General features: G+C 67.3%; 20 protein-coding genes. 8 read left to right on the top strand and 12 right to left on the bottom strand.

The annotated features are described in order from the left end of the window. Positions 1-124 precede the first annotated feature (124 nt). The 7 genes from CXY76_RS10875 to CXY76_RS10845 all read right to left on the bottom strand — a co-directional run bounded on the left by CXY76_RS10875 (position 125) and on the right by CXY76_RS10845 (position 8,614). On the bottom strand, positions 125-2,188 hold the full coding sequence (locus tag CXY76_RS10875; protein ID WP_104164339.1) for a glycoside hydrolase family 32 protein: 2,064 nt from the start codon (positions 2,186-2,188) through the stop codon (positions 125-127). A 97-nt stretch (positions 2,189-2,285) separates the two neighbouring features. Then, positions 2,286-3,218 carry a carbohydrate kinase gene (locus CXY76_RS10870; RefSeq protein ID WP_233199705.1) on the bottom strand — a complete coding sequence of 311 codons (933 nt, stop codon included), beginning with the start codon at positions 3,216-3,218 and terminating at the stop codon, positions 2,286-2,288. Next, positions 3,215-4,225 carry a glycosyl hydrolase family 32 gene (locus tag CXY76_RS10865; protein WP_104164337.1) on the bottom strand — a complete coding sequence of 337 codons (1,011 nt, stop codon included), beginning with the start codon at positions 4,223-4,225 and terminating at the stop codon, positions 3,215-3,217. Before CXY76_RS10865 ends, CXY76_RS10870 begins: the two co-directional genes overlap by 4 nt. Positions 4,226-4,234: 9 nt before the next feature. Then, a complete protein-coding gene (locus CXY76_RS10860) occupies positions 4,235-5,026 on the bottom strand; it encodes a carbohydrate ABC transporter permease (RefSeq protein ID WP_233199729.1) in 792 nt (263 codons plus the stop codon). Positions 5,027-5,187: 161 nt separating this feature from the next. Then, positions 5,188-6,138 carry a carbohydrate ABC transporter permease gene (locus CXY76_RS10855; protein WP_104164333.1) on the bottom strand — a complete coding sequence of 317 codons (951 nt, stop codon included), beginning with the start codon at positions 6,136-6,138 and terminating at the stop codon, positions 5,188-5,190. A 54-nt stretch (positions 6,139-6,192) separates the two neighbouring features. Further along, positions 6,193-7,488, bottom strand: coding sequence for an extracellular solute-binding protein (locus tag CXY76_RS10850; protein WP_369826126.1), 1,296 nt, complete (start codon positions 7,486-7,488; stop codon positions 6,193-6,195). Positions 7,489-7,591: 103 nt separating this feature from the next. Next, entirely contained in the window at positions 7,592-8,614 is a 1,023-nt protein-coding gene (locus tag CXY76_RS10845; RefSeq protein ID WP_104164329.1) for a LacI family DNA-binding transcriptional regulator, read from the bottom strand. Positions 8,615-8,946: 332 nt separating this feature from the next. Between CXY76_RS10845 and CXY76_RS10840 the strand changes: the two genes are divergently transcribed. The 3 genes from CXY76_RS10840 to CXY76_RS10830 all read left to right on the top strand — a co-directional run bounded on the left by CXY76_RS10840 (position 8,947) and on the right by CXY76_RS10830 (position 14,841). Further along, complete coding sequence (locus tag CXY76_RS10840; protein WP_158253884.1) at positions 8,947-10,524, top strand: LuxR C-terminal-related transcriptional regulator; 1,578 nt, start codon at positions 8,947-8,949, stop codon at positions 10,522-10,524. 235 nt (positions 10,525-10,759) lie between these two features. Continuing rightward, positions 10,760-14,197, top strand: a complete 3,438-nt coding sequence (locus tag CXY76_RS10835) for a hypothetical protein (protein WP_158253883.1) — start codon at positions 10,760-10,762, stop codon at positions 14,195-14,197. A gap of 110 nt (positions 14,198-14,307) precedes the next feature. After that, positions 14,308-14,841: an NUDIX hydrolase gene (locus CXY76_RS10830; protein ID WP_233199704.1), complete on the top strand. Its 534-nt coding sequence runs from the start codon at positions 14,308-14,310 to the stop codon at positions 14,839-14,841. Between the two features lie 60 nt (positions 14,842-14,901). On the opposite strand, the gene CXY76_RS10825 is transcribed toward CXY76_RS10830, so the two are convergent. The 4 genes from CXY76_RS10825 to CXY76_RS10815 all read right to left on the bottom strand — a co-directional run bounded on the left by CXY76_RS10825 (position 14,902) and on the right by CXY76_RS10815 (position 19,033). Beyond that, entirely contained in the window at positions 14,902-16,185 is a 1,284-nt protein-coding gene (locus tag CXY76_RS10825) for a GNAT family N-acetyltransferase (RefSeq protein ID WP_104164320.1), read from the bottom strand. A 54-nt stretch (positions 16,186-16,239) separates the two neighbouring features. After that, positions 16,240-16,638, bottom strand: coding sequence for an HNH endonuclease signature motif containing protein (locus CXY76_RS19245; protein WP_146073433.1), 399 nt, complete (start codon positions 16,636-16,638; stop codon positions 16,240-16,242). Next, positions 16,610-17,968 (bottom strand): DUF222 domain-containing protein, encoded by a 1,359-nt coding sequence (locus tag CXY76_RS10820; protein ID WP_104164318.1) that lies wholly within the window; start codon positions 17,966-17,968, stop codon positions 16,610-16,612. The genes CXY76_RS19245 and CXY76_RS10820 overlap by 29 nt, the downstream gene beginning before the upstream one ends. A 129-nt stretch (positions 17,969-18,097) precedes the next feature. Then, positions 18,098-19,033 carry an NADP-dependent oxidoreductase gene (locus CXY76_RS10815; protein ID WP_104164316.1) on the bottom strand — a complete coding sequence of 312 codons (936 nt, stop codon included), beginning with the start codon at positions 19,031-19,033 and terminating at the stop codon, positions 18,098-18,100. Positions 19,034-19,177: 144 nt separating this feature from the next. Here CXY76_RS10815 and CXY76_RS10810 point away from each other — a divergent pair, with 144 nt between their 5' ends. From CXY76_RS10810 to CXY76_RS10790, 5 genes are all read left to right on the top strand, one after another. Next, on the top strand, positions 19,178-19,651 hold the full coding sequence (locus CXY76_RS10810) for a MarR family winged helix-turn-helix transcriptional regulator (protein ID WP_104164314.1): 474 nt from the start codon (positions 19,178-19,180) through the stop codon (positions 19,649-19,651). Between the two features lie 123 nt (positions 19,652-19,774). After that, positions 19,775-20,158: a PadR family transcriptional regulator gene (locus CXY76_RS10805; RefSeq protein ID WP_104164312.1), complete on the top strand. Its 384-nt coding sequence runs from the start codon at positions 19,775-19,777 to the stop codon at positions 20,156-20,158. Further along, the gene (locus tag CXY76_RS10800; protein ID WP_104164310.1) at positions 20,155-20,712 is read left to right on the top strand and encodes a hypothetical protein; all 558 of its coding nucleotides are present in this window, start codon (positions 20,155-20,157) and stop codon (positions 20,710-20,712) included. The genes CXY76_RS10805 and CXY76_RS10800 overlap by 4 nt, the downstream gene beginning before the upstream one ends. An 87-nt stretch (positions 20,713-20,799) precedes the next feature. After that, positions 20,800-21,162, top strand: a complete 363-nt coding sequence (locus CXY76_RS10795; RefSeq protein ID WP_104164308.1) for a PadR family transcriptional regulator — start codon at positions 20,800-20,802, stop codon at positions 21,160-21,162. Beyond that, positions 21,162-22,511 (top strand): permease prefix domain 1-containing protein, encoded by a 1,350-nt coding sequence (locus CXY76_RS10790; RefSeq protein ID WP_104164559.1) that lies wholly within the window; start codon positions 21,162-21,164, stop codon positions 22,509-22,511. The genes CXY76_RS10795 and CXY76_RS10790 overlap by 1 nt, the downstream gene beginning before the upstream one ends. 14 nt (positions 22,512-22,525) lie before the next feature. Here CXY76_RS10790 and CXY76_RS10785 read toward each other — a convergent pair whose 3' ends face one another. Further along, a complete protein-coding gene (locus tag CXY76_RS10785; RefSeq protein WP_104164306.1) occupies positions 22,526-23,239 on the bottom strand; it encodes a TetR/AcrR family transcriptional regulator C-terminal domain-containing protein in 714 nt (237 codons plus the stop codon). Between the last annotated feature and the right edge of the window lie 112 nt (positions 23,240-23,351).

Here is a 23,351-nt window from a genome sequence, read left to right as displayed (position 1 = left end):
CGACCTACCGCGTTGAACCGGCACACGTCGTCGCTGCACCAGGTATGGCCCACCGCACCCCCTATAGCGGGCGCAGTGGGCCATACGAGGTGCAGCGAGCACAGGTTCAACCAGGCCGGTGCAGCTAGTCGCTCAACACCGCCTGGTCCACCACCAGGTGCCCCCAAGCCCCGGTCGCGTCATCGAGCACCTGCAGCTGAGCGCTCTGGCCGGCGAGGTCGGTCAGATCCCAGGTCACAGGCCGCAGGGCGCCGTCGTTGGTGCCGGTGGCGGTGCGCACGGGTTGGCCGTTGACCAGCAGGTTCACCGACGTCGCCGGTTCCACGCCGAGCGGATGCGCACCGCCGCCGATCAGGAACCGGAGGGAGCTGCGATCGATGGTGAAGGGTGCGGAGGTGATGGTGCCGGTGGCCGCATCACCGCCGCCGACGTAGCTGTTCAGCACCTGGCTGCCCACCGTTCCGGGTGCGGTGTAGCCGCTCGGCCCCTGCCCGGCGAAGCTGCCCGTCGCCGTCCAGCCCGCTCCCCAGGTGGTGCCCTCGAAGTCGGCGAGCACCCGGGCCGGTCGCTGCGCGACACTGGCGAACTCGGTGATCGTCACGTCGGAGAACGTCGCAGCGCCGCCGCTGGTGAACAGGTTGATCCCGGTATCCGCGGCGTCGGCGAACACCTCGCTCGACATCACGTAACGGCCATCGTTCACGAAGACCTCGACGGTGGTGCGGTCGACGAGGATGCGCAGGTGCACGTTCTTCGCGGCCGGATCGAACGGAACCTGGCTCTCGAGTTTCTGGCCGGAGGCATCCGGATTGCCGGTGCCGCCGCGGTTCAGGTACGCGAAGTCGTCGAAGACGCCCACGTCGGCGTGCCGGCTGTCGTCCGCGGAGGCCCGCAGCTGCAGGCCGACGTTGTCCAGGTCGGCCCAGCTGATGTCGGCCTCGAGCTGGTACGCCGAACCCTCATAGTCCAGCGGAAGCTGCCCGTTCACCGCGAAGGTGCCCAGGTTCCTCACGCTGGTGGCGTGATCCTCCTCGAGGGCGGCGACCGGCTGGGAGACCAGGCTGTAGCCGGTGCCGTACCGCTTGAGGCTGATCTCCCGCACGATCGAATCGGTGCCGTTGAAGCCATCGGCGGGCCAGTTGGGCGTGACGTGCGGGTAGGACCAGTTGTTCATCCACGCCATCGCGAACCGGCTGTCGTTCGCGGCATTCGCCGGGTCGGCCCAGGTGACGGCCCCGTACCAGTCGAAGCCGTGGTCGAGCCACTGGGGCGCGGTCACGTCCGGAACGAAGGTGCTGCCGTCGAAGGTGCCCGTCCAATACGCGTAGGTGTTCGGCTCATCGGTGGCGTAGCCGTTCGCGCTGATCCCCATCACCCATCTGCTGGTGCCGTCGTCCGCGGTGATCTGGAACAGGTCGGGGCATTCCAGGGTGCCCAGCCCGGTGTTCACGTACTCGGATGCGCGGGTCCAGTCCGTGAGGTTGGGCGAGGTGTAGAAGCCGATCTTCTGCCCCTCGGCGATGAGCGCCACCCAGCGGCCACGGTCCGCGTCCCAGATCACCTTGGGGTCGCGGAAGTCGGTGCGCCCGCCGTTGGCGATCACCGGGGTGTCGCCGGCCGGCTGGAAGTTCAGGCCGCCGTCGGTGGAATACCAGAGGAACTGTGCCTGCGGTCCGGAGGCGTTGGCGATCTGGGCGGGGGTGGGGTGGTCCATCTGGGTGACCAGCATGATGATGGCGTCGGCGCCGTAGCCGGCGGTGTTGGCGCTGTCGAGCACGGCCGAGCCGGACCAGAGGTCGTAGTTGGCGTTGGTGCCCTTGTCTGCGACGACGCCCTGGTCGGCGAACATCACGTTGTCGGTGGTGGTGGCCAGCCGCCAGGCGGTGCCGACCTTCTGGTCGTAGTCGCCGTTATAGAGGTAGTAATAGTTGAATGCGCCGTTGACGTAGAGCGGCCGTTGAGGGTCGTTCTTCCAGTGGTCGGGAACTGTGAAGTGGTACTGCGCCCGGTTGCCCTCCGAGGCGGCACTTTCCGACGCGGCGCTTGCTGCCGCCGGTGCGGCGGTGGCCGCGCCGGGTGGCGCGGCCACCGGGATGAGCGCCGCGACGGCCAGGGCTCCGATCACGATCGCGGCGGTCCGCCGGAGGCGGCGGGTCGGTCGGGGGAACGCCAGTGGTGCAGTCATCATTGACTCCGTTGTGTTGCTGGTGGATCGCGATTGGGTCGTGTGCTGGTCGGTCGGTTCTGTGGTCGGCGGGCGGTCGGTCGGTGGAGCGCGGTGTGAACTACACCGCGGCGAGTTCGGCGCGGGTGGGCGGGTCGGCCCCGGGGCGGGACACCGTGACGGCGGCCGCCTCTGCGCTCCGCCGCATGATGCCTTCCAACACACCCAGCGGCACGTCACGGAGCGCCTGGCGGCGGTCGTCGCCGATCAGGTCAGCGTCGATCAGCCCGTCGATGAGCGCGCCCATGAACGTGTCCCCGGCACCGACGGTGTCGACCACCGTTACCCGGGGCGCTGACGCCCACACCCGTCCCTGAGCGGTGAGCGCGAACGCGCCCTCGCCGCCCTGGGTGACCACCACCACGGCCGGCCCGGCGGCCAGCCAGGAGGCTGCCGTCTCGGCGAGATCGCGGTCGGGGTGCAGCCAGAGCAGGTCTTCGTCGCTGACCTTCACGACGTCGGCGAGTTGTACGAGCTGCTCCACCCTCGACCGGGCGGCCGCGGCGTCGTCGATCAGGGCCGGCCTGATGTTCGGATCGAAGGTGATGGTGGCCGTCGCGCGGCGGGCCTCGACCAGGCGTGCCACGTCGGACGCACCCGGCTCGAGCACCGTCGCGATCGACCCGACGTGCAGCACGTCGGCGGAGCCGGCCAGCTCCACATCCACGGCCCAGGCCAAGTCGAACTCATAGGTGGCCGCCCCCGTGGCATCGAGCAGTGCCGTTGCGGTGGAGGTGTGCGCCCCTGTCGCGCTCCCCGCAGACACCCGTACCCCCGAGCCCTCCAGCCAGGCCCGAACCGCGTGTTCGCGGTCATCCTCGCCCAGGCTGGTGAGCAGCTGCGGATGCCGCCCCAGCCGCCCCAGCGTCAGCGCCACATTGGCTGGGCTGCCGCCGGGCGCCTCGTCCCGGGAGCCGTCGGCCCGCTGAACCAGGTCGATCAGTGCCTCGCCGACCACCAGCACCCGGCGCTCGGCCAGATCCCCGCCGGTCACAGCGCGGCTGCGGCGAAGGCGGATGCCGCGGCCGAGTCCTCGGCTTGCCGGTGCACGGTCGGCCGGTGCACGAGCCCGCGCACCGGGTCGGCCGTGACCGGGATGGGGTCGCTGAGTGTGCCGACGAACTCGCCGTCGACGATGTTGATGAAGCCGAGCAGCACCCAACCACCGTCGGCATCCCGCAGCAGCCGGGCGGCGTAGAGGTCGGTGCGGTCGAACAAGACCGAGCCGGTGAAGTCCACCTGCTCCAACCGCGCATCCACCGCCACGCTGTAGACGCCGCCCACCTCGCCGGCCGCCTGGCGCTCGGGGGAGAGTTCGGTGACGCCGCAGCAGAACAGCAGGATCGGCACTCCGTCGACGATCTCGAACTGGAACACCTCGAGCTGGCCGAAGCCCTGGCCGGGCTGGCTGAGCGGCGGCCGCACCGTCCAGTCGCGCAGGTTCTCGCTGGTGGCGTGGCCGAGCACGCCGCGCACCCGGGGGTCGCCGGATGCGGCGCGGGCGGTGATCAGCATCTGCCAGGTGCTCTCGCCGGGGAAACGGAACACCCACGGGTCGCGCCAGGCCTGGTCGTGCCAGACCGACAGGTCCAGCGTCTCGTAGAAGGCCGGGTCGGCCTCCACGAGCGGCTCGGTCGAGACTTTGGTCCAGGTGAACAGGTCGGGGGAGGTGGCCGCGCCAACGCGCTGCACCATGGTGTCTTCGGTGCGGGAGGTGCCGGTGTAAAACATCCACCAGAGGCCGTCGTCGGCCTGCACCACCGAGCCGGTCCAGGTGGTGGCGTCGTCGAACGCGGGCGCATCCGAGATGATCAGGGCGTCCTGCACCACGGTCCAGTTGGTGAGGTCGGTGCTGACGGCGTGGCCGACGATGGGGTGCCGGTGCCGGCGGTCGGGATCGCCCAGGGCCTTGCTGGCGTGCAGGTAATAGGCGTGCGTGACGCCGTCGACCTGAACGTACCAGGAGTCCCAGATCCACTTATCGGGCAGTTGGAGCGACATAAAACCGGCCTAACCTTTCACACCGCTGGACGCGATGCTGTTGACGAACGAGCGTTGGAAAGCGATGAACAGGGCCACCACGGGCAGCGTGATCAGCGTGGAGTACGCCATCACCTCGCCCCAGGAGACGTTGAGCTGGAAGAAGTACTGCACGCCCACCATCACCGGGCGGAGCTCCTCGGTTTGCACCACCATCAGTGGCCAGAGGTAGGAGTTCCAGGCGGGCAGGAAGGTGAGGATCGCGACGGTGGCGATGGCGGGGCCCGAGAGCGGCATCACCACCTGCCGGTAGATGCGGAACCAGCCGGCGCCGTCCATCCGGGCGGCCTCGTCGAGCTCTTTGGGAATGGACTCGAAGTACTGGTGGAACAGGTAGATCGAGAAGGCATTGGCCACGAACGGGATGATCTGCACCTGGTAGGTGTCGATCCAGCCCTTGCTGAACATGAAGCCCAGCTCGGTCAGCTCGAACGAGGGCAGCTGGTTCACCCACCACACCAGCGGCAGGGCGAGGGTCTCGAACGGCACGATCAGGGTGGCGATGATCAGCGTGAGGATCACGGTCTTGCCGCGCACCCGCATCCGGCTCAGCGCGAACGCGGCCAGGCTGTTCACCAGGATCCCGGCGACCACGGTGATCGTCGAGATGCCGATCGAGTTGACCAGGAACCGGGCGGCGGGCACCCGGTCGAACACGGCGGAGTAGTTGTCCATCGAGATGTTGCCGATGGGCAGGAACGCCGCGATCGAGGACAGGTCACCGAAGATCTGCTGGTCGGGCTTGAGCGAGGAGACGAACATGAACAGGATCGGGAAGAGGAACAGCACGGCGAGGCCGATCCGGAGGAGGTAGCCGCCGATGCCGAGCGCGCGCTTCTTCTTGGCCGTCTTCTGGCCGAGCACCACGTGCGGGGCGGATGTTGGGGCCGTTTTTGCGCTGGCCACTTCTGTGATCGCCATGATCAGGCCTTCTCTCTGCTGAGGAAGCGCTGCACGACGGAGATCAGCAGCACGATGACGAAGAACACGAGTGAGATCGCCGAGGCGTAGCCGGTCTCCTGCTGGGCGAAGCCGGATTCGACGGCTTCGTAGACCACGGTGGTGGTGGAGTTGAGCGGGCCGCCCTGGGTCATCACGCTGATCTGGGTGAACAGGCTCAACGCCTGGATGGTGATGGTCACCAGGATCAGGCTGCGGGTGGCGGACAGGCCCGGCCAGGTGATGTACCTGAAGCGCTGCCACGGCGAGACGCCGTCGAGGTCGGCCGCCTCGTAGAGGTCGGCGGGAATCGTCTGCAGCCCGGAGAGCCAGATGATCATGTGGAAGCCCACGCCCTGCCAGACCGACATCAAGATGATCGCCGGCATCGAGGTGGTGGTGTCGTTGAGCCAGTCCGGCCCGGTGACGAGGCCGAGGGTGACCCGGTCGATGATCACGTTGATCAGGCCGTCCTGGCGGTACATGAACAGCCAGAGCAGCGACACGACGACCATGGAGGTGACCACCGGCAGGAAGTACACCGTGCGGAAGAAGGTGGTGCCCTTGACCTTCTTGTTCACCAGGATCGCCATCACCAGGGCGAGGCCGGCCTGCAGCGGCACGACGACCAGGGCGAAGTAGCCCACGTTGATCAGCGCCCGGAAGAACGCGGCATCCGCGAACAGCCGCACGAAGTTGTCCAGGCCGACGAAGGTGGCCGGGTAGGGCGAGATGAGCCGGGCGTTGGTGAAGGCGAGCCCGAACGCGAGGATCGCGGGCACGAAGATGAACAGGGCCAGCAGCAGCACGGCGGGCGTGAGCATGGCCAGTCCGGCGAGGTTCTCGGTCTTGCTGGTGCGGTCCCGCTTGGGCCGGGTGTGCCGGGCCGGGCCGGCGACGGGGGCCGCCGGGGGTCGTTCGATCGTGCTGGTCATGAGAGTCTCCCTGAGCGAGAGCGGGGGCGCAGACGTCTGCGCCCCCGCGGTCGACTACTTCTGCGTGTAACCGCCGTTGGACTTGATGTTGGCGTCGATGGCCGTGACCGCCGCGTCGAGGGTTTTTTGCGGGTCGCCGCCGTTGATGATGTCCTGGGTGGCCTTGGTGAACTCCGTCGCGATGAACGGGTACGCCGGGGTCTCCGGGCGCAGCACCGCACTCTGGGCGGAGAACTCACGGAAGACGGCGAGGTTGCCGCCCTCTTCGAATCCGGGCACCAGGGCGGCGGCGGCATCCGTGGCGGGGATGGTGGCGGTGGCCACCGCGACCGCGGCGATGTTCTCAGGGGAGAGCGAGTAGGAGAGGTAGTCCATGGCTGCCTCGGTGTCGGCGCAACCGGTGGTCACACCCCACTGCCAGGAGCCGCCGCCGATCTTGGTGCCTTCGCCGAGGTCGACGGAGGGCATCACGGCCAGGTCGTCGCCGAGCGCGGCGGCGTTGTTGGCGGCCGCCCAGCTGCCGCCGTACTGGATGGCGGTGACGTTGTTCTGGAAGTCGAGGGCGGAGTCGGCGCCGCTCTTGGTGGCGATGTAGCCGTCGGTGGCGAGGGACTGCATCCACTCGGCCCATTCGAGGGCTTCGGGGCCGTTGAGCACGCCCTCGGCCGACTGGTACTCGTCACGTTCGATGAGGTCGCCGCCGAAGGACTGCAGCAGCGGGGAGAACGCGTAGGGGTACCACTCGCCCACGTCGCCGGTGCCGATGTCGAGCGGGTTGGTCCAGGTGCCGGTGGCCTTGAGCTTCTCCAGTGCGTCGCCGAACTCGGCCTGGGTCCACGGCTGGTCGATGGTGGCCTGGCGGATGCCGTTCTCGGCGAGCACCGACTTGCGGGCGAACATGGCCAGCGCCACGTCGTAGTAGCCCACGGAGTAGGTCTCGTCGTTCCAGATACCCAGGGTGCTGGGCAGGTTCTCGTCCAGGTCCACGCTCAGGTCCAGCGGGGTGAGGTACTTGGCCCAGGCCCAGTTGGGCACGTTGGGGCCGTCGATGTCGACGATGCAGGGCAGCTTGCCGGATGCCGCGGCCGCGATGACCGAGTCGTTGTAGGAGGCCTGCGGGAACGCCTGCAGCTTCACGGTGGTCTTGTCCTGGCTCTTGTTGTAGCCGTCGACGATGGCCTGCACGGCGGCGAGCTCTTCGACGTTGCCGCCGTTGTGGGTCCAGACGGTCAGTTCGCCGTTCTTGCCGTCGGAGCCTCCGGCGGTGCCGCTGGCGCAGCCGGTCAACGCGGCAACGAGACTCGTGGCGAGTACACTCGCTACGATCAGGCGCTTCTTTGCGTGTCGCATCTTCATTCCTTCTATTCGGGGGGTTGGGGGTGTCTCGGCTAGGGCGCCGATCGTCGCGGCCGTTCCAGCGGTCGCGAAGTAAGGGGGTTGGCTCGTCGCCGCGTCAATGCGGAGGCGGGCCAACTGATTGCCGCAGCACCAGCGGGCACGGCATTTGGATCTGCTGCGGTGCCGCGTCGGCCTCGCCGGCCAGTTCGGCCGCGAGTCGTTCGACGGCCCAGCGGCCCATCTCGTAGTGCGGCAGTGCGATGGAGGTCAGTCCGGGCAGCAGGGCGTCGGCCAGGACCTCGAAGTTGTCGATGCTCACGATGCTCAGGTCGTTCGGGATCGCCAGGCCCGCCAGCTGGGCCGCCTGGTAGGCGCCCATTGCGATGCGGTCGTTGAAGCAGAACAGTGCGGTGGGCCGGTCGGGCTGGGCGAGCATCCGGCTGGCGGCGGCGCGACCCGGTGCGGTCATCGACTCGCTTACAGTGACGAGGGATTCGTCGAACGCGATGCCGTGTTCGGCCAGGGCGGCGCGGTATCCGGCGAGGCGGCCGTGGGTGGCGGGGATGTCGTCGATGTTGCCGAGGTAGCCGATGCGGCGGTGTCCGGCGGCGAGCAGGTGCGCCATCGCGGTGCGGGCGGCGCCCTCCTCGTCGGGGACCACCGAGGAGAGGTCGAGGCGGTCGGTGTAGGCGTCCAGCAGCACGGTGGGAACCCCGGCCAGGGCCTCGGGCAGCTGCACCGCCTGGTGGTACATGCGGGCGTAGATGATGCCGTCCACGCTGTGCTGCAGCAGTGCGTCGATGCCGCGGTTTTCGAGCCGGTCGTTGCTGTTGGTGTTGACGATCATCAGCACCTGGTCGTTGGCGGCCGCGGCCTCCTGAGCTCCGAGCAGAACCCGGCCGGCGTAGGGCGTGGTGGAGATCTCGTCGCTGACGAATCCGATGATCTGCGAGCGCTTGCTGCGCAATCCGCTGGCGAGCCGGTTGGGTGTGTAGTTGAGGCCCTCGGCCACCGACTTCACGCGTTCCCGGGTGGCGTCGCTGAGCTGTCCGCCGCCGCTGAGCGAGTGCGACACGGTCGTCACGGAGACGCCGGCCGCTGCTGCGACCTCTCGAATACCCACACGCTTGCTCATCATTGAACCCAATCCCAAAAACGTTTTTGTTGATCTGGGAGTGATCTTACATAAACGTTTTTGTGGATGTCAAGTACTAGTCAATCTCTTGGCGGCAAGGGGACGTCAGTGCCCGCCCGTCCCTCGGGGCTCGGTGGTCCTCACGACGTCAATTCCCGGTCTGATCCCTCGACGTCTGCAGGCTCGATCACGGTCTAATCACTATGTATGGGAAACGCGTCGCCAACCCGATATTCGGTGTGCTTTCGGACCGCACGCCGGGAAGATTGGGACGCCGCAGACCCCGGCTTCTGGGGGGTTGGGCGAACGAGAAACCCTCCTACAATAGATTCGCTATGGGGGATTCGTCGTTTGAAGAAGAGCTGCGTGACGCGCTGAGCGAGCAGGCGTGGTCCGTCGCGATCGAATCAGTCGAGACAAACTGGGTAGCTCTCACACAGACGAATCAGGCACTCCTCTTGGAAGTGATCAATACTCTCCCGGCAGCGGTCCTTGCCGATAACCCGCGGCTCGTTGCGGCGAAGACCTACGTGAATTACCTGCCGGTGAGCGGCGATCGCCGCCCGCTTCGGTTCCAGCATCGGGTGGCACCCGTTCCCCGTGGCCTGCTCGACATCCTCGTCGACCTCACGAGCCGGAGCGTGTCCTCACGGTTCCAGGGGAACATGGCCGAAGCTGTGGCTTTGGTGCGCGAGGCGCACGGGATGATCGCCGACGTCTCCGACGAAGCGATCGCATCCATCCGACCGGTGCTCCCTGACATCCGGCTGCAATGGGCGATCACTCTCGAACTAGGAGGCGAGCTGATCGATGCGAACCGTGCCTACGAACGCACCTTCGATGAAGCGTTGACCTTCGACAACGAGCGTATTGCCACGGAGGCGGCGGGTTCGTTGGCGCTTAACTACGCGCTCTCCGGTAACCGAGGCGTCGCTGAACAGTGGTTGAGTCGCCAGCCGGGAGCCGGGCGTGAGACTCAGGACGGTCCAGCGGAAGCGGCGGCCGTTGACACTGTATTGACAGCGGGCGCATTCGCGCGCGCCCTTCTGGCCGTAAGTGATCTTCGTTTCGAAGATGCGCAAGAGGCACTGGATGCCGCGCCGTCGGCCGACATCGACCGGGAGTCTTGGGCGTTTAGGCTCTTTGTCGAATCCGCGTTGGCCAGAGCCTCCGGTCAATCTCAGCAGCAGCTCGCCCGCGTCGGCGCGACACTGTCAACCCAGCCAGAGCGCCTGCGTTCGAGCGGCCTGAACGGGTGGCTGTCCACGATGGCGGTCGCTGAGTTGCAATTGGCGCTTGGCGATGTCGGCTCGGCGACTCAGACGATCGCGCAACTCGACGGTGTCACCCTTCCCGCCGCGGTCGATCCCGTGCGCATCGTTCGTGCGTGGGCTGCTCTCCGGCAGGGAGACGCCCGGGGGGCTCTCGTGCTCGCAGCGCCGGGGCTGTCCCAGACTCTGATCAGTCCTCGCGTCACCGTCGAACTGTTGGTGCTCGTCGCCGCGGCGAAGCTTGAGCTCGGCCAAATCGAGGAGGCACGGGTGCACTTCGCGGCGGCAATCGACCTCGTGGCCTCTGAGAAACTCGGCATCGTGCTGCTTCGCCTGACCGCTCCCGAACAAGCGACACTGCTTTCACATCACCGGGCGGCGCTCGAACCGCGCATGCTCCGCGAACTCGACTCTCGTACAAGTGCGATAGCCGCACCCCCGACCGTGCAACTGAGCGAACGCGAACGAGTCGTGTTCCGCCACCTCGTGCAACGGCGAAGCGTCGCGGCGATCGCTGCCGCAGAGCACCTGTCACCCAACACGATCAAGACCCAATTGAAGTCGATCTATCGAAAACTCGACGTGAACGACCGAGACGGTGCCATTCGAGTCGCTACGACGGCACCCCACCTGCTCGCCTGACCACAGACCGTCAACCGCACCGTAGAGAGCAAGCGGAGCCAGCCCAATCTCGCAATTCTGGGCATCGACAGCGCCATGATTCCGACCTCAGACTCTGGGGTGATGAGTCGATGAAGGCCACCGTGCCCGGTCCGCCGATGGCCGCTGTGCCGCCTACCGCCACCCGTTCTGGCCTGTGACGGGATAATTAGCGCCTCATCAGCCATATCGCAGATTCCGCGCCCCCAAAGGGGAGGTGTCCGGCCGCGATGCGCGCCGCAGACCGCCTGCCGGGAGAAGGGTGAAGTGGCGGGTGAAATTCGCAGAATCCGAGCTGACGCGGGCGAGGGAGAGGCGAGCATTGGGCGGCAGTAACCCAGCTGCCGGGCATGGCCGTTCTCTGTATGTGCTGTGCCATCCGATCGACCATGGAGAACCCGATCACATGAGACGACTACGTCCTGATTCATCCGTACGCCGAAGGAAGTCGCGACACGTCGCGCGGGGTGCGGTGGCCGCGACTCTCGCCTCCGTTCTGGCGATAAGCGGCGCATCGGCGGCTTTCGCAGTGCAGTCGACGGTGCCCGCAGCTCCCAATCCGGCCCTGGCCGCGCACTGTGCAGTCGACTTCGCCATCAGCCTGGACCTGTCCAATTCGGTCACCGACGCACAGCTTCAGCAGGCCCGTGAGGAGCTCGCTGAGCTCGCGAATGCGCTCGAGGGCTACCCGGTGCGCTTCGCGGTAAGCAACTTCGCTTCAACAGCCCCGGCCACCAGCGGTGGATCCAACGCGCCGCTGCCGCTGACGTCGGTTGCCGACTCCGCCGGCGTCGACGCGATCGTGTCCTACGTCAACGGCCTGCAGCGTCCGGCTCAGGCGCAGGGTGGCACGAACTGGGACCGCGGTCTTTCAGCCATTGCGGAGTCCCCCGAGACCTACGACGCGCTCTTCTTCCTCACCGACGGCAATCCCACCCAGTACGCCAACCCCGTCCAGGGCCCGGGAAACAGCACCAATCAGGCGACCATCGACGCTGCCGTCCGCAGCGCGAACCTGGTCAAGGGCGAGGGCACCCGGATCGTTCCGATCGGTGTGAACGACAACATCGCGGGCGATCAGCTGGCGACGTTCCGTGAGCACATCACTCAGATCTCCGGACCGGCCGAGGGCGACGACTACCACCTCGCCGGATTCGCTGCACTGGCGAGCACTCTCATCGGCATCGTGAACACGAACTGTGCGTCGATCGATCTGGAGAAGACCGGAACCCTCGCTGCCGGCGCCACCGGTGTGGCCGGCGACATCGTGGACTATGAGTTCACCGTCACCAACACGGGGACCGTTGCCCTCACCGACGTGACGCTCGCCGACCCGAAGCCGGGCCTGTCGTCCATCGAGTTCGGTATCTGGCCCGGTGCTCCGGGTGTTCTTGAGCCGACACAATCGGTGACCGCGACCGCGAGTTACACCCTTACAGAAGCCGATGTTACGGCCGGAGAAGTGTCGAATACTGCCACTACCTCGGGCATCCCACCGGCCGGAACGGCCGTGACCGATGAGGCTCCGGCCCTCGTCACTTTGCCTGAACTCACTCCGGGAATCTCCCTGGAGAAGACTGGTGTGCTGGCTGGCGACACGATCGCGTACTCGTTCACTGCGACGAACACCGGCAACGTGACGTTGTCGGCGGTGTCGATCACCGACGAGCTCGAGGGTCTGTCGCAGGTTGCCTACGGCGCGTGGCCGGCCGCCGAGGGCGTTCTCGCCCCGGGCCAATCAGTGACCGCAACTGCTTCGTATGCGATCACCCAGGCTGACCGTGATGCGGGCACCGTGGACAACACCGCGACGACAACGGGAACACCGCCGAGCGGTCCGCCGGTTTCTGACGAGGACGACTTCGACCAGCCCCTAAACGGCGCACCTGCGCTGAATCTGGTGAAGACCGGTGTGCTCGATGGCGACACGATCGCGTACTCGTTCACTGCGACGAACACCGGCAACGTGACGTTGTCCTCGGTGACAATTGCGGATGAGCTCGACGGACTCTCGGAGATCTCGTATGGCACATGGCCGGCCGCGGAGGGCGTTCTTGCCCCGGGCCAGTCGGTGACCGCAATTGCTTCGTACCTGGTGACCCAGGCTGACCGTGATGCGGGCACCGTGGACAACACCGCGACGACAACGGGAACACCGCCGAGCGGTCCACCAGTTGCTGACGAGGACGACTTCGACCAGCCCTTGGGAGATGTCCCGGCAATCTCATTGGTCAAGACCGGCGTTCTTGACGCGGACTCCATCGAATACTCGTTCACGGCCACGAACACGGGCCGTGTGACGTTGTCGTCGGTGTCGATCGCTGATGAGCTCGAGGGCCTGTCGGAGATTTCCTACGGTCAGTGGCCGTCCGTTGAGGGTGTTCTTGCCCCGGGTCAGTCGGTAACCGCGACCGCTTCGTACGCTGTGACGCAGACTGACCGGGATGCGGGCACCGTTGACAACACCGCCACCACCACGGGAACGCCGCCGAGTGGTCCTCCCGTTTCTGCTGAGGACAACTTCAATCAGCCCCTCGACAGTGCGCCCGCGCTGAATCTGGTGAAGACCGGTGTGCTGAAGGGCAACACCATCGCCTACACGTTCACTGTGACGAACACCGGGGCCGTCACCCTCTCCTCGGTGGCAATCGCCGATGAGCTCGACGGACTGTCGGACATCGTCTACGGCGAATGGCCGGCTGCCGCAGGAGCTCTTGCTCCTGGCCAGCAGGTGACCGCCACGGCGACGTACGCGGTGACTCAGGCGGATCGTGATGCCGGCACCGTGCACAACACGGCGACGACCACGGGAACCCCGCCCGGCGGCGGCATCGTCACCGACGAGGACGAGTTCGACCAGCCCCTCGGCGGGACTCCCTCGGTGTCACTGGTCAAGACCGGTGTGCTGAGCGGAAACACGATTGCCTACACGTTCGTCGCGACGAACTCGGGCACCGTCACCCTGACGTCGGTATCCATCGAGGACGCCCTCGACGGGCTGTCGGACGTGAAGTACGGCGCCTGGCCGGCTGACTCCGGTGTGCTTGCACCTGGACAGTCGGTGACGGCTACCGCCAGCTACACCCTGACGCAGGCAGACCTTGACGCCGGCATCGTGTCCAACACGGCCACCGTGACGGGCACGCCGCCACAGGGGCCGGTGGTCTCGGACAAGGACACGTTCGATCTGCCGCTCGTCGACGGTCCGGCGATCTCCTTGGTGAAGACCGGTGTGATTGCAGGTGACACAATCAGCTACACCTTCACCGTCACCAACACGGGCAACGTGTCGCTGACATCCGTCTCGATAGCGGATGAACTGCGTGGCCTGTCGAAAATCACCTACGGTGCCTGGCCGAAGGCCCAGGGCGAGCTCGCTCCTGGGGCGACTGTTGTGGCGACGGCGAAGTACGCCGTTACCGACGCTGACAAGGCGGCCGGCTTCGTGATCAACGCCGCGACCGTGACCGCGACGCCTCCCACGGGTCCGGGCATTGCCGACCACGACAGCGTGAGAGTGACCCTGAAGTCTCTGGGTGCACTCGCGCACACCGGGGTGGACTCCGATCGCCTGTTGGGTGCTGGGGTGTTCAGTCTGCTGACCATCCTCATCGGCGCAGCCGTCATGTTCAAGGTTCGCCGCAAGCACGCCTAGCGTTCGCAGCGCAGAGCGCCCCCGCAGCCAGCTCCCCCCTGGCTGCGGGGGCGCCTTTGCGGGCGGGGAGCTTTGTGGCCGTGGTTGGATGGGACCGAGAGGCGGTGCCCATGATTGAAGCCCTGTCAACGCGGGAGGCTTACCGTAACGCCTGGATGACCGTGCGAGAAGACGTCGTGCGCCGTCCGGACGGCTCAACAGGCATCTATGGTGTCGTCGACAAGCCCGACTTCGCCATCGTCGTGCCGTTTGTCGACGGCGGATTCTGGCTGGTCGAGCAGTTCCGGTACACGGTGGGGCGGCGGGCCTGGGAGTTCCCGCAGGGCTCCTGGCCCGGTGAGAATGACGGCAGCCAGGAGGACCTGGCCCGCGCCGAGCTGCAGGAAGAGACCGGGATGCGTGCCGGCGAAGTGCGGCACCTGGCCCATTTCTACAGCGCCTACGGGCACAGCAGCCAGGGCTGCGATCTGTATCTGGCCACCGAGCTCACGCCCGGGCCGCCGGAGCGCGAGATCACCGAGCAGGACATGGTGCACCGCTGGTTCAGCGAAGACGACTTCCGGCGCATGATCCGCAAGGGAGACATCGTGGATGCGGCGACCCTATCTGCGTACACCTACGTGCTGCTTGACCGGCAGGCCTGACCCGCTCCGCACACCAAGCGGACGCCCGTGGTCTCCGGGCGCCCGCTCGGCGGCATCCGGTTAGAAGTGCGTCAGGCAGTGGGCGGGGCGCTCAACCGCGAAGAGTCTGGCGGCCAGGAACGCTGCACCCGGCGTGTGTTCGCGCACTTTGTTGGCCGCCGCCAGTGACACGGGGTTCACCGCGCCCAGGTAGACGGAGGAGAGGGCGGCGATGTCCAATTCCAGGTCGGGTGCCGCGGCGGATGCGGTGACCCGCGCCGTGCCGTCGTGCACCTCGAGCGCGAAGGTGCCCGCGGTGAGACCCAGGCCGTCGGTGACTCGCAGAACGAGCGTGCCGTCGGCGGCGAAGCGGCGCGCTTCGAGTGCCTGGCGCACATCGAGGATGCGCAACCAGAGCAGGTCCCGCGGGTTCGACGCCGTCACGCAACGCGGGTCGGTCAGCGCCCAGCTGAGCGGGTTGTCCACCGGCGCCTCGTTCCAGGTGATGCGCTCCACCAGGTCGATGGCCGCCAGATACTGCCAGAGCTCCAGGTAGGCCGTCGGGGTGACGGCCACCAGGTCCACAATCTCCATCGTCGCGGGCGTCTTGTCCCAGCCGCCGAATCGGTACGAGACGTAGCCGTCCACCGCGCCGTCGGGCCCATAATGCAGTGCCGCCTTCACCTTGGCGTCTGGACCGCCCTCGCGACTCGCCGCCCCGGCGGCCAGCTGACGGTAGAACTCCTGACGGCCAATGGACCCCGGCTGTTCGCCGTGCAGCCGGGCGAAGACCTGCTGCGCCAGCTCGAGAAGCACCTTGGGGTCGGCCACCTCCACCGTTCCCACCGGCACATGGTCGAGGCGGAACTTGGCGCCGGTATCTACCGTGATGCTCTGCTCTGCGGTAGCCACACCGAAACCGAACCGGCCATAGATCGACGCTTCCGATGCGGTGAGGGCGGCGATCGCGATTCCCTTGCCCTTGGCCAGGGCGAGGTCTTCGGTCATCATGCGGCGGAGCAGCCCGCGACGCCGGTGTGAGGTGCGCACCGTCACGCCGGTGATCAGATGCGCATCCAGCAATCTGCCGAATCCGATGTTGAGCGTGCTCGGCTGGGTGCCAAACGTGGCCACGGGCACCTCGCTGCCCAGTGAATGCGGGGCAGGCTGGCTCGTTTGGTACGCCCCGGTGAACACCGCGCCGTCCACCCGGCTCCTGGCGATGGATTCCTGCACCCGCTCGTCGCTGCTGCGCTCCTCATGGAACCCAAACGACACCGCGCTGTCCCAGGCTGTCGCTTCGGGATATCCGGGCTCGCCGGGGGCTGCCGGCTCGAACCGGCGGATCTCGTATTCTGCTCTCATCGGGGACATGGATCCGAGTGTACGGAACCCTGCCTTGGGCCACTCGGCGAACGCCTAGAACGGCGGGTTTTCGGGTACCGGTGGTGTCGGCTTCCGGGCCGGCCGGTGCCGCGGCGGCGTCAGGTAGCTCTCGTCTGCGGGCCGCTTCCGGGTTTTCGGGCCCACCACTGGGGGCCGGGGCCGGGGTGGTGCCATCGGGTTGGCCGGGTCGGTGCGGTAGCTGCGTTTCCCCGGTGAGGTCCAGAGGAGGATGCCGCCCGGTTTCTGGGTCACTCGCCATTGGCTGAGGTGCTTGAGCCGGTGGTGGGGTTCGCAGAGGTGGGCGAGGTTGTCGCAGTCGGTTCTGCCGCCGCCGGCCCAGTCGTCGGTGTGATCGACGTCGCACTTTACCGCCGGGCGGGAACAGCCCGGGAACCGGCAGGATTCATCCCGCACCCGCAGCCACTTCTTCATGGCCTTGGTGTTCTTGTGCTGGGTCTTTCCCAGCGAGAGCACCACCCCGGTCTCCGGATGGGTGAGCAGCCGGGTGAAGCTCGGCGCATGTCCGGCGATCTCCCGCGCGGCCTCGGGCGAGATCGGCCCGTAGCCTTCGNGGCCCGTAGCCTTCGAGGGTGGCGGGTTCCTCGTCCAGGCCCAGCAGGGTGAGCACCGGCACGGTGATCATGACCGTGCCGCGGATCCCGGCTCCCATCCCGTCGGGCGTGATGCCGTCCAGCAGCAGTGCCCGGGTGATGTCAGCGCGGAGTTGGTCGAGGGTGCGCCGGGTCAGCTCCTCATCGCCATTCACCTCTCCATCGGCCGGCATCGGGTCGCCGGTCTTTTTCAGGCTCACCGCCATCGAGTTGATCCGGTCGTAGGCGGCTTTGGTGTCGTGGGCGGTGCCGTACCAGTGCAACCAGCCCATCCCATCCGGGGCGGCCTCCCACCGGCTGTACCGTTCGGCGAGGGCGTTCTTGGTGCGGATCACGATGGACTCCGGATGCAGCCGCTCCCGCAGGCGACGGGCTTTGTCCTTGAACCGGTTCACCGGCAGTCTCTTCGCGTCCGGCAACACCTGCTCTTCGAACGCCGCGTGCTCGTCGTCGGGGAGGGTGCGCATCTGGTCGACGAGCACGGTGGCGTGCCGGTAGCTGATCTCTCCGGCGCAGAGGGCCGCGAAGGTCGCCGGGGCGCTCATCACCCAGAGGGCCTGGTCCATCAGGTGTTCCACCGTGCGTTCGGCCATCCGCAGCAGGCAGGCGGTCTCGCTCACGATGGTGCGACGGGCCACGTCCCGGTCCTCCCACCGGCCATAGGCGGCGGCGCGGGCTTGATCCTCGGTCATGGTGGCCGCATTCACGTCGGCCAGCCGGATGCTCTCTGGATTGCCGTGCAGGCGGGAGGAGACCTGCGGGTCCTCACTCCAACCCTGCAGATCGACGAGGAACTCGACCTGCCGGGCCTGCGCCTGAGCGATGAGGCGGGCCTCGGCCGCGATGAGTTCGGTGCGGCGGGCTAGCTCCGAGCTGACGAACTCGTCCAGGGTCGGATGGGGAACGTAGGGGTCGGCTGCGGCAGGTTCGTCAGCGGCAGGTTCGTCAGCGGTGGGTTCGGCCGCGGTGGTTTCCGTCGGCCCGGGCTCGGCCGAGATGGACTCCGTTGGCCCAGGATCGGCTGCGGTGGACTCCGTCGACGCAGGTTCGGCCGGGTCGACAGGGGAGGGGGTGGATCCAGGTGGAGCGGGCTCCGGAGAGTAGTCGTCATCGTCCGGAGCGGGCGTTGGTGCCTGGTCTGGGCTACTCATAGTGAGATCGTCTCACCTACCACTGACACTGGCCCCGCCCGCGGGCACACCCGGCCCGACGCATCCGCGAACCGTGAGAAAAGCCCCAAAACTCGCGAGATTCTGGGGCTTAACTCACAGTTCGCGGGGTTAGCTGACCGTCAGGACGGTCTTGCCGAGGAGCTTTCCATTTGCCGCGTCTTCGTGAACGGCGGACAGTTCTTGCAGCGGCCGGCGGTCGACGATGTTGAGTGTGATCCGGCCCTGGTCCAGGCGCGACACCAGGTCCGCCAAGTGGGAGCCGTTTGGCGCAACCCACACAGCCGCGCTCCGCACGGCGCGCTCGTCGTCGGCCGGCACGGCTCCAGCGGAGCTGACCGCGATGCCACCGTCGGCGACGTAGGCCGTCAGCTTCGCCAGCCCGTCCGGGTCGAGGCGCACGTGGTTGATCACGACGTCGAAGGGCCCGCCAACGGCCGATGGGCCGGCGTCGAGATCCAATGGGCCCACCACCGCGGTGGCGCCGTGTGCGAGCAGACGGTCGGCATGCTGCGGCCCGTCGACAGCGGTCACCGTCGCGCCGGCGTCGGCGGCGAGTTGCACGACGATGCTGCCCACCGCGCCACCCGCGCCGTTGACCAGCACGCTCTGCCCGGCCTGGATGTCGGCCAGCTCGATGGCGGCCTGGCGGGCGGCCAGCCCGGTCAGTGGCAGTGCCGCGGCGTCGGCCAGCGGCAGTGTGCGGGGTGCGGTGGCCACGAACTCGGCTGCGATGACCGCAAACTCCGCGGCGCCGCCGTGCTCGTTCAACGGAAACATCCCGATGACGAGGTCACCGATCTGGAGTCCGGTGACGCCCTCACCGAGTTCGACGATCGTGCCGGCAACATCCAGGCCCGGCGTGATCGGCAGCGGGGTCGGGATGGCTGCCGCGAGCACGCCCAGACGGATGTGGTCGTCCACCGGGTTGAACGAGGTCGCGGCTACCTTCACCAGCACCTGCCCGGGGCCGGGCGTGGGGCGGTCCACCTCCTCTGCGCGCAGAACGTCGGTGCCGCCGAACTGGTGGTAGCGAATTGCCTTCACAGGATTCTCCTCGTGTTTGTCGTTGTCGGCCCTGCGGTAGTGAGGACCGAATGCTGCTTCGGGACTTGCCTGGGCAACTGAGAAGACTCTGCCTGACTTGCCTCGGCAAGTCAAACCGGCTCACCAGGGGTAGGCTTTCGTGTCATGACCGATTCGCCCCAATGGCTCGACGAGCACCAGCAGGCGGTGTGGCAGGATCTGCTCACCGTCGTGATCGCGCTGCCGACGCTGCTCGATCGGCAGCTGGAGCGCGATGCCGAGACGACGAACTACGACTACAGCGTTCTCGCCCGCCTCTCCATGGCCCCGGACCTCACCATGCGCCTCAGTGACCTGGCCGCTCAATGCGACAGCAGCCTGCCCCGGCTTTCGAAGCTGATGGTCCGCTTCGAGCAACGCGACTGGGTCATCCGTCGCCCTGATCCGGGCAACGGGCGATACACACTCGCCACGCTGACCGAAACCGGCCTGCAGAAAGTCGTGACGAGCGCCCCCGGTCATGTGAATCGCGTGCGCGAGCTCGTGTTCGACCCGCTGAGCGTCACGCAGCAGCGCAACCTCGGAATCGCGCTCTCCCACATCGCCGGCACGGTCCGCGAGCAACTCGACCGCAAGTGATGTGAGCGTAAGCATCCGCGAACCGTGAGAAAAGCCCCAAAAATCGCGAAATTCTGGGGCTTAACTCACAGTTCGCGAGGGGGGAGGTCGCAATAGCGTGCAATGCAGCATATGCTGTTGTGCATGGCAAACGACGTGGGAACGCAACTCCGCAAGGGCGTGGTCGAATACTGCGTGCTGGGCCTTCTGCAACGCGAGCCGACCTATGGCTGGAAGATCTCGGAACAGCTGGTGTCCCTGGGCCTGATCGGCAGCATCGGCACCCTGTACCCCCTGCTCGGACGCCTCCGGGATCAGGGCCTCATCATCGCGCAGGCCGACGAATCCGATTCGGCCCGGCCCCGCAAGTACTACAGCCTTACGCCGGCCGGACGGGAGCAGCTGGGTCAGTTCCGGGCGCAATGGCAACCGTTCTCCGACGCGGTCAGCAGCATCATCGCTGTCGACGCGTCGTCCAGCTCGCAGCCGACGTCGCCGACAACACCACCGAAAGGCACCAAATCATGAGCAGCACCGGTTCGTTTAGCCCCTCGTCCCGTCGGTACCTGGATGAGCTCGAGTCAGCCCTGGCGGCGGCGCCCGCCGCCCTGCGTGCTGACATCCTCACCGACATCGCCGACGAGCTGAACGGCCTCGACGAGGATGCATCCCGAGCCCGGATCGCAGTACTCGGAGACCCTCGGGCCATCGCAGCGGATGCGGCGGCCGAAGCCCCGGCGCCGGGCATCCCGGCGCCCGGCAACCCGGCGCCGGTGTCCAAGGCGTATCCCACCGCCGCCGCCATCGTTCTGACGGCCGGATGGTACGTTGTGCCGATCGTCGGCTGGATTGCCGGGCTCGTGATGATCGGCGTGGGCAAACTGTGGGCTCCGCAGGTTCGCGTCGCGTCAGCGGTCGTATCCGTCGCCGCCGCCCTCGTTGCCCTGGCCGCGCTGCTCGTCATGCGGGGCACCGATCTGTGGCCTCTGGGACTGGCGGTCTTCCTCCTGGTGCCGCTGATCGCCAACATCTTCGTGGGCGGCTACCTCCGGCGCCAGTGGGGCCTGCCCACGCCGGCCTGATCCACCGAGCCGTGCGGAAGTCGCTCCCGCTCCGATACCTAGAGCTGCTAGGGTTCATGCATTGCAGCTCTAGGTATAGGAGGCGCCATGCGCATCGAGAAAGATCTGGTCGCCGCCGCGGCCACCCCGCTGGTGCTGGGGATCCTGACGGACGGCGACCTCTACGGCTACGCCATCCTCAAGCGCGTGGGTGAGCTCAGCGGCGGCAGCATGCAGTGGACCGACGGGATGCTTTACCCGCTGCTGCACCGGCTCGAACGGCTCGGCTACGTGACCTCGCTCTGGGGCACCTCCGACGCTGGCCGCCGACGCAAGCACTATGCCATCACAGACCTGGGTCGGGAGCAGCTGGCCGAGCGGCAGGAGCAGTGGACCGTGGTGTCGGATGCCCTCCGCCAGGTCTGGCAGGACCTGCCCCGGCCATCCGTTGTGACGGAGGGGTGGGCCTGATGGAACTCGACGCCGACCTCGAAGCCCAGATCGACCGGTGGCGCGGCTACGTGCAACGGCGCCAGGCCATCGCCACCGCCGACGTGGAGGAGCTGGAAGATCACCTCCGCGAGCAGATCGAAGACCTGCTGGCCACCGGGCTCGACCACGACGAGGCCTTCCTCGTGGCGATCAAACGGCTGGGCAACCTCGACGCCGTCTCCCGCGAATTCGCCCGCGAGCACTCCGATCGGCTCTGGAAGCAGCTCGTGCTCCTGCCCGACGCCGCCGACGATAGCCGCGCGCCGGCCTGGCGGGAACTTGCCGTGGTGATCGGCTTCGCCCTCGGCGCGGGCCTGGCCGTCAAGGCCGGCCTCACCTGGTCCGATGACGGCACCGGCCTGGCCCGCAACCTCGGCCTGCTGGTCTTCCCGTTCCTGGCCGCCTACTTCGGCTGGAAACGCCGACTCACCGTGCCCGTGGCGGCAACCCTCGTCGCCTCCTTCGCCGCCCTCGCGGTGCTGCTCAACGTCTACCCGTTCGCCGCCGGCGGCTCCACCGAGCTGCTCGCCGCGCTGCACGCCCCGGTGCTGCTCTGGATGCTGGTCGGCATCGCCTACGTCGGCGGCCGCTGGCGCTCCGACGCCCGACGGATGGACTTCGTGCGGTTCACCGGCGAACTGGCGATCTATTACACGCTGCTTGCCCTCGGCGGAGCTGTGCTCATCGGGCTCACCGTCGCGGTGCTGTCCGCCGTGGGCGTGGACCCCGACCCGGTGCTGACCGGGTGGATCCTGCCGCTCACCGTGCCCGGCGCCCTCGTCGTGGCCGCCTGGTTGGTCGAGGCCAAACAGAACGTGGTGGAGAACATCGCCCCGGTGCTCACCCGGGTGTTCACCCCGCTGACGATCATCATGCTCCTGGCCGTGCTCGCGGTACTGGCCACCGCCGGCGGCTTGGGCACCGTCGACCGCGACCTGCTCATCCTGATGAACGCCATCCTGGTGCTCGTGCTCAGCCTGCTGCTCTACTCGATCTCCGCCCGCGATTCTCTCGCCCGGCCCGGCGTCTTCGATGTGCTCCAGCTGGTGCTGGTGGTCGTGGCCCTCGCGGTCGACGCCGTGATGCTCACCGCGATGCTCACGCGCATCACCGAATTCGGCTTCAGCCCCAATAAGATCGCCGCACTCGGCCTCAACCTGCTGCTGCTCGTGCACCTGGTGCGCGCGGCCTGGCTCACCATCGGGTTCCTGCGCGGGCGCCGGCCGTTCACGGTGCTCGAGCGCTGGCAGACCCGATACCTGCCGGTCTACGGGGTCTGGGCGCTCGTCGTGGTCGCGGTCTTCCCGCTGGTCTTCGGCTTCGCCTGACGCAACCGTCCGGGCTACGCGGTGCGGGTGGCCGAGCTGGAGGACCAGTCGGCGGCCCGCAGCCGCTCGAAGCCGTCCAGGAGCAGGTCGAGTGCGAACTCGAACTCGAACCTGTCGTCGCAGCCGTGCGCCACGACCGAATCGTCGTGCGCGGCCGCGCTGCTGATCTGCAGGATTTGGGGATACCGTTCCGCCATCGCCTGCATCTGGGCGGCCTGCACGGCGGGGTCGGCGGGCGGCCGGGCCGGGTCGGCGGATGCGTCGAAGAGCTCCTGGGTGAACCCCCACATGCGGCTGCCCAGGGCGTGCATCACGTGGTGGGTGAGGTCCGCCGAGAACCCGCCGGCCAGGAATATCCCGATCGTCGATTCCAGGTAGTCCAGCACGGCCGGGGTGTGCGTGGTGCGCGACTCGAGCACCGACCGGGCCCACGGATGCCGCAGGAGCATCTGGCGGGCCGAAAGCACCCGCAGGCGCACCGCCGTCTTCCACTCGGCATCCCGGGCCGGCGGGTCAATCTCGGCGACGATCACCTCGACCATCCCGTCAAGCAGTTCGTCCTTGTTCGCGACGTGCTTGTACAGCGCCATCGGCACGACCCCGAGCTCCTCGGCGAGCCGGCGCATGCTCAGCGCCTCGATACCGACCTGATCGGCCAGTCCGACGGCTGCCTGCAGCACACGATCACGGTTGAGGCGCACCCGCGGTGCCACCAGAACTTGAGCCATGTGAGCTCCTTCGCAACGAGACCGGCCCTGCCCATTGACAGGAGTACAGCGTACACCTTAGAGTCGGGGCATCCGAGTGTACGTTGTACACCTTCACCCCTCGAAGGAGCTC

This window comes from Cryobacterium sp. N22 (assembly GCF_002929555.1).
In the GTDB taxonomy this organism is placed as follows: Bacteria; Actinomycetota; Actinomycetes; order Actinomycetales; family Microbacteriaceae; genus Cryobacterium.
The sequence above is the reverse complement of the archived record's forward strand: the minus strand, read 5'-3'. Positions and strand labels throughout refer to the sequence as shown.

Bases quoted from the DNA above. Each gene is read 5' to 3' on its own strand.
- CXY76_RS10860 (WP_233199729.1), bottom strand. From the start codon at position 5,026: ATGTTCGTCTCCTCGCTCAAGCCCGACCAGCAGATCTTCGGTGACCTG.
- CXY76_RS10865 (WP_104164337.1), bottom strand. From the start codon at position 4,225: ATGTCGCTCCAACTGCCCGATAAGTGGATCTGGGACTCCTGGTACGTT.
- CXY76_RS10850 (WP_369826126.1), bottom strand. From the start codon at position 7,488: ATGCGACACGCAAAGAAGCGCCTGATCGTAGCGAGTGTACTCGCCACG.
- CXY76_RS10840 (WP_158253884.1), top strand. From the start codon at position 8,947: ATGGGGGATTCGTCGTTTGAAGAAGAGCTGCGTGACGCGCTGAGCGAG.
- CXY76_RS10795 (WP_104164308.1), top strand. From the start codon at position 20,800: ATGCGCATCGAGAAAGATCTGGTCGCCGCCGCGGCCACCCCGCTGGTG.
- CXY76_RS10785 (WP_104164306.1), bottom strand. From the start codon at position 23,239: ATGGCTCAAGTTCTGGTGGCACCGCGGGTGCGCCTCAACCGTGATCGT.
- CXY76_RS10805 (WP_104164312.1), top strand. From the start codon at position 19,775: ATGGCAAACGACGTGGGAACGCAACTCCGCAAGGGCGTGGTCGAATAC.
- CXY76_RS19245 (WP_146073433.1), bottom strand. From the start codon at position 16,638: ATGAAGAAGTGGCTGCGGGTGCGGGATGAATCCTGCCGGTTCCCGGGC.
- CXY76_RS10845 (WP_104164329.1), bottom strand. From the start codon at position 8,614: ATGATGAGCAAGCGTGTGGGTATTCGAGAGGTCGCAGCAGCGGCCGGC.
- CXY76_RS10830 (WP_233199704.1), top strand. From the start codon at position 14,308: ATGATTGAAGCCCTGTCAACGCGGGAGGCTTACCGTAACGCCTGGATG.
- CXY76_RS10800 (WP_104164310.1), top strand. From the start codon at position 20,155: ATGAGCAGCACCGGTTCGTTTAGCCCCTCGTCCCGTCGGTACCTGGAT.
- CXY76_RS10810 (WP_104164314.1), top strand. From the start codon at position 19,178: ATGACCGATTCGCCCCAATGGCTCGACGAGCACCAGCAGGCGGTGTGG.
- CXY76_RS10855 (WP_104164333.1), bottom strand. From the start codon at position 6,138: ATGACCAGCACGATCGAACGACCCCCGGCGGCCCCCGTCGCCGGCCCG.
- CXY76_RS10875 (WP_104164339.1), bottom strand. From the start codon at position 2,188: ATGATGACTGCACCACTGGCGTTCCCCCGACCGACCCGCCGCCTCCGG.
- CXY76_RS10790 (WP_104164559.1), top strand. From the start codon at position 21,162: ATGGAACTCGACGCCGACCTCGAAGCCCAGATCGACCGGTGGCGCGGC.
- CXY76_RS10825 (WP_104164320.1), bottom strand. From the start codon at position 16,185: ATGAGAGCAGAATACGAGATCCGCCGGTTCGAGCCGGCAGCCCCCGGC.